This window comes from Litorivivens sp. (genome assembly GCF_057445395.1).
This window is the reverse complement of sequence record NZ_JBVBUV010000101.1, coordinates 1-9761: the sequence shown is the minus strand read 5'-3', so window position 1 is coordinate 9761 and position 9761 is coordinate 1. Positions and strand designations below refer to the sequence as shown.

Genomic DNA, 9761 nt, shown 5'->3' with positions numbered 1-9761 from the left:
GGCGTGGGTGATATGCAAAATGGAGTTGTCCTGAATGCTGGTGCGCGCCCCGATGCGGATACGATGCATATCGCCGCGAATGGTGGTGTTGGGCCAGACTGAGCTGTCTTCACCAAGGGAAACGTCGCCGATCACCACCGCGCTGGGGTCGATAAAGACGCCCTTGGCGAGCTTGGGGGTGTGGCCTTCGAAGGCGCGGATGTGGTCGTCGGCTTGATAAGTCATAGGGAGTCCGGGTTCGTTTTCGGTGGGCTTATGATAAAGGAATTGGTCTACCTGTCGCACGCCGCCAGGAACGAGAAGATAATTGGCGGTGGACATCTGGCAGGTGAGATTTTTTCGTGACATGTGTCACAAAGAATTGTGCTTTTCGACCGGCTGTTCGCTGAAAGGTGTATTTCACCAATACTCTATTGTAGTTTTCGTGACCAGCAAAACAATGCAACGACGTGGCAAGGAAGCCCGTGGCGACATCGCAATGGCCGCCAACGCGAAATGGATTCGCACCCTCCCGCTTTCTTCCCACTCGAAAAACAAAAACCAAGGACGCGGTGGGGTGATTTGTGCGCAGAAAACGATTTTCCGCCTGGGGGCTGGTTGCAGTTGCCATTCTGGTTTCCTTGCTATCACTAAGTGCAAAGGCCCACGAGGGGACAACGCATCAGGCGACAGAAAATTCCGAGCCGATAAACAAGTCCTTGCACTGGCTGGAAACGGTCCAGCAGGCAAATGGCGCTATTGTCACCGCGTCAGATACAGCGTCGGATTTTCAGGCAACGGCAGAGGCTTTGCACGCAGCGACGCTAGTTGATGGTGGCACTCTCGATAACATTGCCGCGCTGGCGTTTCTGGACAGCGCGCCGAAAACGCTGCCGACGGAACAGCTTGCCCGGTTGATTATTGGCTTGCAGGACGCCAACCAGAGCAGTGCACAGGCAATCCAATTACTGCTAGCACGTCAGGGCGCAGACGGCGGCTTTGGTGACTATGCCCATTACGATAGCAGCCCCCTGGACACCGCTTATGCGCTGTTGGCGCTGCAGAAAGTCGGGCGCGATGCTGCCGTTGCCGGGCGGGCGCTGAGCTATCTCTCCTCGTCGCAACTCGCCACCGGAGGCTTCGGCTACTACGGCAATCAGTCTTCGACGATGGTCACGGCTTTGGTTGTAAAAGCCCTCAAGCCGTATCTCTACACGTTCAATATTTCAAGTGTGCTAAGCAGCGCGCTTGAATTTCTCCATGCGACGAAATCGGACAGCCATCGCTGGAGCAGCGACTGGGAAAGTTCACTGGCCTTACAGGCGCTGATACCGCTGACCACCGATGTAGCGCGGTATCAGGATGCGGTTGATGCCTTGGAGGCGAGGCAGCGCGAGGAAGGCAGCTGGGAGAACCAAGCCTATTCCACCGCGTTGGCTGTATCGGTGCTTAATTTATTGGCAAATCTCGAGGTGCCTGCAGATCCGGAAAAAGCCCTTGTGCGCGGCAGGCTTGTTGATTCCGTGGCCGGGTCAGCACTCACCAACGCCCAGATTGATGTCAGAGAGTTTGATCGCGAGGCGGTCTCAATCGATAACAGCGGGCAATTTGTTGTTTCCAATCTGGAGTCGGGCTCCTACCTCCTCGTTTATTCTGCACCGGGCTATCTGTCCGCTTCTCAAAATCTGAACCTGCAAAAAGGCCAATTTGCAGATGTCGGTACCATCCGCTTGTCGGTAGCGCCCTCAGCGTCACTGATCAGCGGCGTGTTCACCGATATCGCGACGGGTCAACCGGTGGCGGGCGCAGTCGTTTCTGTGACAGTCGATGGCGTAACAGCGAGCGCGCTCAGCAATACCCGCGGTGAATACCAGCTGCTGGCTGAGCCGGGCGAAGCAGTCCTCCACGTTAGTGCTGACAGCTATCACCCGATTTCAGCGGCAGTTAGCCTGAGCGCGGGCACCGCCGTGAAATTTTCACCGAGCCTCCTCCCCTCCTCTGAGTCGCCGCCGGCCAGCACATCCATCGGGGGTACTGTTCTGCGTCAGGACGGTCGTCCAATTCCCAACGTCAGCATCCACGTAACGAGCGATGGTGCTTCTGCGGTGTCGTCTGACGACGGGCGTTTTGTGGCCGACAATCTAGGGGCGGGCGAGGCACAGATACAGTTTGCCAAGGCCGGATATGAAACCGTCAGCGTAAAGCTTATCCTGCCCGAAAAAACGCGCGTCAACCTAGGCAATATCATACTGCGAGAGCAACAGGTATTGCCCTCAACGTCTATCAGCGGCCAAGTACTGGATTTGAGTAACGGGTTACCCGTCGCAGGCGCGTCGGTGGTGGTCGGCGGTGCGCGTACGACGACGGATAATAACGGCTTCTATAGCCTTCGCGACATACCTGTTCTGGAATTTACGGTGCAGGTGACCGCCTCGGGATACCTCTTTACCAACAAAGAAATTGCACTGACGGATCATCGCGATGTGTCGCTTAACCTGACCATTCGCAAGGCGGATTTGGGCGGAGTCGAGATTGCGGGCTTATCGAGCAATGCAAGTCGCTACGGCGCCTATGAGCCGGTATTGCTCACCGCCCAGTTGGAAAACAACACCGCGCTGACTTTGGGTGCAAGGCTCTATGTCAGAGTGAAAAACGCTGCCGGTACCGAGGTGGCAATTTTCTCGGGTCAGTATCTGCCACCGCTGGCCTCGGCACTGGACGACGAAGAGCTGGCCCACTATCAGCAGCACCTGGACGATGCGGTAGAGCATTTGGCGCCGGGCGAACAACGCGATGTGCAGCTTGAGCAGTGGTGGAACACGCAGAATACCCCGCCGGGAGACTATGTGATTACCGTGCAGGCCGTAGACGCGGTCTCCAGCAATCTCGTGTCGGAGAAAAACATTGTCGTTACGGTGGAGGAGACGCGAAAACTTGCTTCGCTGCGACTGTTTACGACGCCGGGCTACGTCCTTCTGAATCGTGTAGCGGATATTGCGATGAGCGCCGAGCTGCTCAACCGCTCCAATGTGCCAACGACGCTGACCCTTGACTACCAGCTGATCGACCCCAGCGGACACATCTTCTCGGACAGTCAGGCGACTATTGCGCTTTCTCCAGGACACAACAATCTCATTGTCGAGTTGGGCCAACTGTCTCATCAGTTCTCCGAGAGCGGTGACTACCTGCTCAAGCTATCCAACATGTCCGGCGCAGAGATTGTAGAAGCAGCGGAAGGAGGAGTGTTTGTACCGCCTTCAATACGGCTGGATATAGAGCAGTCGATAGCGCCGAACGAGGTCGTTCCCCTCGAGGGTGTGGGAGTGAAGAGCAATATTCAGATCAAAGGAGTTGATGGTGAATAGTCTGATAAAAACACCTGGCGTTACTGATATCGCCCGCTTGTTCGCAGTGATCGCGCTACTGCTGGGTACGATGCAGGTTCAGGCCAGTCACTTTCGCTTTGGTCACTTTACCTATCAGTCACGGCAGGATGTCGCACCGGCCGCCGCTGACTTTGCTATGACAGTGGCATTCAGGAGTAGTTTTTTCGGCCACCCGAATATTGGGCAAACCTTTAGACCGGGAAGCTATAGTTTCGGTGATGGTCGCGCGGCGAATCTACACTATCGGGTTATCGCCAGAAATCTTCAGGAAGATTGGATTGTTGGACGCGCAATTGATTCTGCTGGTAATGATCTGATCAGGCATACCTACCCTTCGGTGGATAATAATGGAAACCCTTGGGTTGGTCAGTTTTCCAGTTGCTGCAAAATCGGGGGTATTCGCAACGCAGCAAATGCCAGCTGGCGCGTCTATACCCGCGTGAATCTTTCTGACGGCAACTCGTCGCCCATCAGTAATTTGCCGCCGATTGTCAGCTGTTCCAAATACGATTGCCGTTTCTTGATTCCGGCGGTAGACCCGGACCGCGATAAAATTACCTGGCGCCTGTCTACACGCTCTGAATCTGCGATACCGTCGATCCCGAGTGGCATGGCGGTTGACCGCGATACCGGCATCTTTACCTGGGCAGGTGCGCAGTCGTTTTCAAACGGGCTGTACTCAGTTCAGGTAACGCTCGAAGATCGCGATGACAACGGCGCCATAAAAAGTACGGCGGCGATTGATTTTCTGATCAGGTTGCAGGATCAGGGTGCCAATGCCGCGCCGGTATTTGATCGCCCGCCGACGCCTGAAGCCGGTTCGCGCATTACCGCCGTGGTTGGTCAAAAACTGACTATCGCTGTTCAGGCCAGTGATGCTGACAGCAACGATATTGTCTATCTCAACCATGTCGGCTTGCCGAGAAATGCGACCTTCGAGCAGACGATCTCTGACGGGCAGACGGGGATGGCGCATCTTGAATGGACCCCTGACGAGACCGATATCGGTGAGCACATCGTCACCTTTCTGGCAAACGACAACCGAGGCGGAGCCGCGTCGCCGGTCTCAGTTACTATCGAGGTGATAAAGCCGGCCATCTCAAATGTTCGCGTGAGGAGCACAATTGCGGCTACCGATATCGATGTGGATGCGTCGTCGTTCTCGCACCCACCGTCAACAATCGGTATCGAAGGAGATCACACGGTCGTGACGTGGGAATTTGCGACTTTCAATGTCGATCAGGTTGAAAGCCTGTCGAAGAATCTCAGATTGTATAACGTCTCGCCGGGCGAGACTCGCAGTGTCACGGAGCAGTTGCAGGTTTCCTACACCGATATCGACGGTCGCCCGGTGCAACAGACGCTCGGCGAACAACGGGTCAAGATAGCACCCACGTTAACGACGGTCTCCGTTGCGACCGACAAGTCCAGTTATCGCCCGTCTGAACAGGTCGTTGTCACCTCGGCCGTAACCAATCTTGCCAGCGTACCAACTGACGCTTTGGTATCCATTGTTATCACAGACAACCAGCAAGATCTTGTTGCGGAATTGGGAAGCGTCGATGTTGAGGGCCTGCAGCCTGAGGAAATGCGTGCTCTGTCGGATGTGTATTTCAATGCTGCAGAGGTTTACGCCGGTCACTATCTGGCGATCGCAAGGATTCTGGATGAACAGGGGGCTGTGCTGCGCCAGGCTGTAGCGCCATTTACCGTTACAACACAGAACGGTGAATTTTCGAATATTTCCGCACGGGTGCACACTGACAAGCCGGTGTATCAGGCTTGGGATCAAGCCGTTATTGATCTGCGGGCATTCAACAATACCGGTAACGCGACCTTCGGCGGCGGAACGGGTGTGATGACTGTTTATCGTCCTGACGGATCGCTCCTGACCTCCAAAAACTATGCGATTAACAGTCTGGCACCTTCAGCTAACGAAGATCGCCAGCATGTACTGCGACTTGAAGACCGCGAATCTGGCGCCTATCGAGTCGTTTGGCAAGTTACGAGAGACAACGAGATTCTGGCGGAAAGCGAAACCGGGTTTACCGTCGTGCGTGCAGCCTTGGCATCGCTGACAGGTGTTGTCGAGGTTACGCATTATCCGACCGGCGAGCCTCTCGACTGCCAATTCGAGGCCACCAATCGCAGTTCGTCGGACGTCGCCGACGCGGCACTGATCTACCAGGTCGTGGCGCTTGATAGTGGACAAGTGCTGTATCAGTCTCGCGAAGGCAATCTGTCGCTACCTGCCGGTGCAAGCCATTCCTTCACCATGATCCTGTCCGATCCGCCGGCATACGGTGATTATGGATGCATTCTTATGGCTGAAATCGACGAGGATCTGCGTCAGCTTGCAGCCGCCGGCTACCAGGTTGTGCCCCCAAAACTGGACGTGGCGGCCAACACAGCGGCCAAAGGTCGATTGCTTGTTTTGCTGGATGCAGACGATTACCCGGCGCCTCACGATGCGATAGCGCCGGTCAGGCAACGGGAGTATCTGGAGAGCTTGCTCGCGAAACATGGCTGGACTTATACCCTTGTCACGACGGCGGACAGTTTCGAAAATGAATTCTACAGCGGCGGATACAGCGCCGTGGCCCTGTTTTCGGAAAGCGTAACTCTGCATCCCCAAGTGGAATCACTGCTGGTCGAAGCGCACAACAGTGCGACCGGACTGCTGATTTCGGGTAGCTGGAACCGTCGCAACAGCCAGCTGGAACGCAGTCTCGGTGTTTCGCTGACCGGCCGAAATAACCAGGCACAGTCCATCGACATTGTGGAAAGTGTTGTGGACCATCCGGTGGACGACGGGCGCATGGTAAGTAGCGGCTTGGCGTTGGCGCATTGTGGTGCGCAGGTCTGGGCGGTATTTTCCGGCGGAAAAAACGCAAGCCATGAGTGCGCCAATCCTGCCGCTCCGGCTGCGATCACTGCGGCCAACTATGGGCGCGGCCGACATGTCTACTTTGCCTATGATGCGCTGGATTCCGCTGCCACGCAGCAGGGGATGCATGAGCTGCTGCTGCTGTCTGCACTGACAACCATACAGCCCGGCGCATGGCCTTTGGCGCCCGGGCGCATCGTGCCGTTGGAGATAAGCATTGATAACCTGAGTCGGCGCGCGGCCATGGATGTCGTCGTTGCGCTACCGGACGGGGGTCAGGTGGTTGACACGGTTGGCGTGATTCAAGTCGACGACGATGCCTGGCAGTGGCAGCAAGATCTGGCGGCACCGACAACCGTGTCCAAGATCTTTCATATTCAACTGCCAGACGTGGTTTCCGATTCTCTGCCAATCCTTGTCGACGTCGATGCGGGTATTAATCGCTCGTTGATGATTGATGATGCTGAATTGGGTTTGGCGCTCGGCCCGTTTGAAGAAGGTCTGTCCTTCCGTTCTGCCCATAGCGTTCTTCAGATCCTGCTTGATCAGTATCCACGGGACAAGGACTACTCATTCGTCGACAAAAAAATACGGGATGCAGAATCTGACATCCAGGGTGGCAAGGTCGACGGCGCCATTAAATCCCTGCTGTTAGCAGTTGCCAGATTGATGGATAAAGACCATACGCAGGCGGCGGAGTTGCGGTTTGCAGTGGACGGACTCTTGTATCAATTGCAACGCCTACGCTACAGCATCTCTTTTGGCATCGAATAATAACCCGATAACAGCAGGCTTTCTTCAATAGAAGCCGGTGGAATGATTGAGGAACCACAATGAATGGACTCGCACTGGATGTCTTCCGCAATGGCATGGCCGCCAAGGGAACGTCGTTATTTACAATATGCATGTTTACCTTCGTATTCTATCTGTCTCCAACCGGTGCCGCGGTGGCCAATGAGGGTGATAAAGGTGATAAGAAGTCCAGACACATAGAACAGCAGCTTGAAAGCACGCCGGAAAAGAAACTGACCCATCGTTTGCAAAAGCTGCAAGAGAAGCTCGCAAGAGAGCTGCCGGAGTCGCGGGCGCAGCGAGAGCAATCCCGATCCTGGTTGGAGCGCATGTTGGAAAAACTCGGGCTGGGCGGTGGACCTTTAAAAGCCGACGAGTTAGCGGAGCTCTCTGACCTGACGGATAACGTCAGAGAGGCTTACGCTGAAGCGATTGCTCTACTGGAACAAGAAGACAAGACTTTCCGTAAATCAAAAAAACTGCCCCCATCGGCTAAAACGCTGGTTGCCGAGCGTCACGAAAAAGCACTGAATGCCATCAAGCTAAAGCATCAGAAGGTTGATGAGAAACTGCGGACGTTAACAGCCAGCGACAACGCTGAAGAACAGCGCGATCTCCTCACGCAGCTGGCAGAAGAAATCTCAAATGAGCAGTTTGCACCAACGCACACCCCCGTTGATCCCGCCAACCTGCCCTGGCGTTCGCCGTCCGAAAAGGTACGAGTACCTGAAGTGGAAAAAGGACAACTTCAGTTGGTATTGGGTGTGGATTCTCTGGCGGGCTACCCCAGGATAGCCTCAACCAGTCTGACACCGGAACTGTTGAATCCGCTGGGGCAGCCTGTCGAGGCAGATTTGGCGGAAACGATAGATGCAACAATCACAGAAGAAATCAAGGCGCTGGCGGCCAGCCTGAACAACAACCCGGTCGAAATATACACCTGGGTTCATAACAATATTCGATTCATTCCGAGCTATGGCTCGATACAGGGCGCCCAGTACACACTGGAGACGGGTAAAGGCAACGCGGTTGATACCTCCAGTCTGCTGATTGCCCTGCTGCGTGCCGCGGGTATTCCCGCCCGATATGCGTACGGGACGGTAGAAATTCCTGTCGATAGAGTGATGAACTGGGTGGGTGGTGTGACAAAACCTGAAGCTGCCCAGAGTTTGCTGGGTCAAGGGGGCATACCGAATATTGCGCTGATTCGTGGCGGTGCCATCCACAGTATTCGCATGGAACACACTTGGGTTGAAGCCTGGGTGGATTTCGAACCATCGCGCGGCCTGAAAAATCGCGAGGGCGATCGCTGGATTCCCATGGATGCCTCCTTCAAACAGTATGCGTTTACGGAAGGTATGAATCTGGCCGACGCCGTGCCCTTCGATGCCGAGGGACTGGCGGCTCAAATTGAGCAAAGCGCGACCGTCAACGAGGAGCAGGGTTGGGTGCAGAATGTACCGCAGGCCGCAATCGAAAACAGCCTCCAGCAATTTCAGAGCCAGCTGGAAGACTACATCAACAACCAGAATCCGGAGGCAACGGTGGGTGAGGTATTGGGCGTGAAGGCAGTAAAAGTCCTGCCTCCACGCCCGCTGGCGGCAGGTCTGCCCTACGAGCATATTGTCACCCAGCAATCGTTCTCACAGGTGCCGGAATCCCTGCAACACCGATTCAAGTACGAACTGGCGCCTCAAAACAGCGGCTATCCCGGAGCGCCCTTTATTACTCTCAATGAGCCAACGGTGAAACTGGCGGGCAAAAAGCTTGCGCTGAGCTTCCGTCCGGCGACAGAGGATGATCAGGCCATCATTGAAGATCACCTCCCCGAGCCTGATCCCGAGACTGGTGAAATAGACCCAAACGCGATCCCGGATACCCTGCCCGGCTATCTTATCCACTTGACGGCGGAGTTAAGCATTGATGGCGTGACTGAACAGTCCGGTGGCAATCAGGCAATGGGTACGGAATTGCATGAAACCCTGGGGTTGTACAGTCCCTCCCACGGCTGGGGCGAATCGACTAACCGCCCAATCGCCGGCGAGTACCGTGCCATTGGCCTGGATCTGCAGGGTATCAGTCCCGCTCAGGCGGCGACGCTGAAAAATGACCTTGAAGCAACCAAGCAGATACTGGAAGGACAAAACGAGAATCAGCTGCTAACCCTGAGCAAACACGACGTGATTGGCGATCTGATTTACGGCACGATCATGAGCTATTTTGCGCTGAACGATGTGCAGGAAGAAATCCAGGCGCAGTCGGCGGGCATGGTTACCTACCGCTTGCCCAGCTACGGCATTTTTTCAACCTCACTGCAACCGCAATACTGGTACGGCATCCCGCGTAACACCAGTTTCAGCGGTCTGAACATGGACGTTGATCGGGTCATGTTTCACGGCGCGGCCAAAGACAATAGCAAGGAAACCCGAGTGGCGTTCACCCAAGCCAACGGTTCTCGCTTGAGCGCCATGGAGCATCTGGTGCCAGAGCAGATGTTCAGTACACCCGACACGCCAGCGCACGGGATATCGGCGGTTAAAGCCTTAGCTATAGCCGCTGCAGAAGGGCAGAAAATTTGGACTATTACGCGCGACAATCTTGATCTTGCTCTTGGCAGCATAGACTTGGGTGTAGCTGTCGAAAGTGAAATTAGAAATTCCGTGTTAGCTGGAAATATAGCGACCGCGCACGAAACTCGGCTTAGTTATGATGGTTGG

The 9761-nt window shown here is 55.2% G+C and carries 4 protein-coding genes; 3 read left to right on the top strand and 1 reads right to left on the bottom strand.

Annotated elements, in window-relative coordinates; all coding sequences use genetic code 11:
- Positions 1-225 (bottom strand): gamma carbonic anhydrase family protein (locus AC222A_RS17835; RefSeq protein ID WP_486775365.1); only part of this gene is annotated, 225 nt, incomplete at its 3' end.
- A 338-nt stretch (positions 226-563) separates the two neighbouring features.
- Here AC222A_RS17835 and AC222A_RS17830 point away from each other — a divergent pair.
- The 3 genes from AC222A_RS17830 to AC222A_RS17820 all read left to right on the top strand — a co-directional run.
- Positions 564-3344, top strand: coding sequence for a carboxypeptidase regulatory-like domain-containing protein (locus AC222A_RS17830; RefSeq protein WP_486775364.1), 2781 nt, complete (start codon positions 564-566; stop codon positions 3342-3344).
- The gene (locus AC222A_RS17825; RefSeq protein ID WP_486775363.1) at positions 3334-7026 is read left to right on the top strand and encodes a hypothetical protein; all 3693 of its coding nucleotides are present in this window, start codon (positions 3334-3336) and stop codon (positions 7024-7026) included. Before AC222A_RS17830 ends, AC222A_RS17825 begins: the two co-directional genes overlap by 11 nt.
- A 59-nt stretch (positions 7027-7085) precedes the next feature.
- Positions 7086-9761: transglutaminase-like domain-containing protein (locus AC222A_RS17820; protein ID WP_486775362.1), on the top strand; the 2676-nt coding region annotated here is incomplete at its 3' end.

Bases quoted from the DNA above. Each gene is read 5' to 3' on its own strand.
- AC222A_RS17825 (WP_486775363.1), top strand. From the start codon at position 3,334: ATGGTGAATAGTCTGATAAAAACACCTGGCGTTACTGATATCGCCCGC.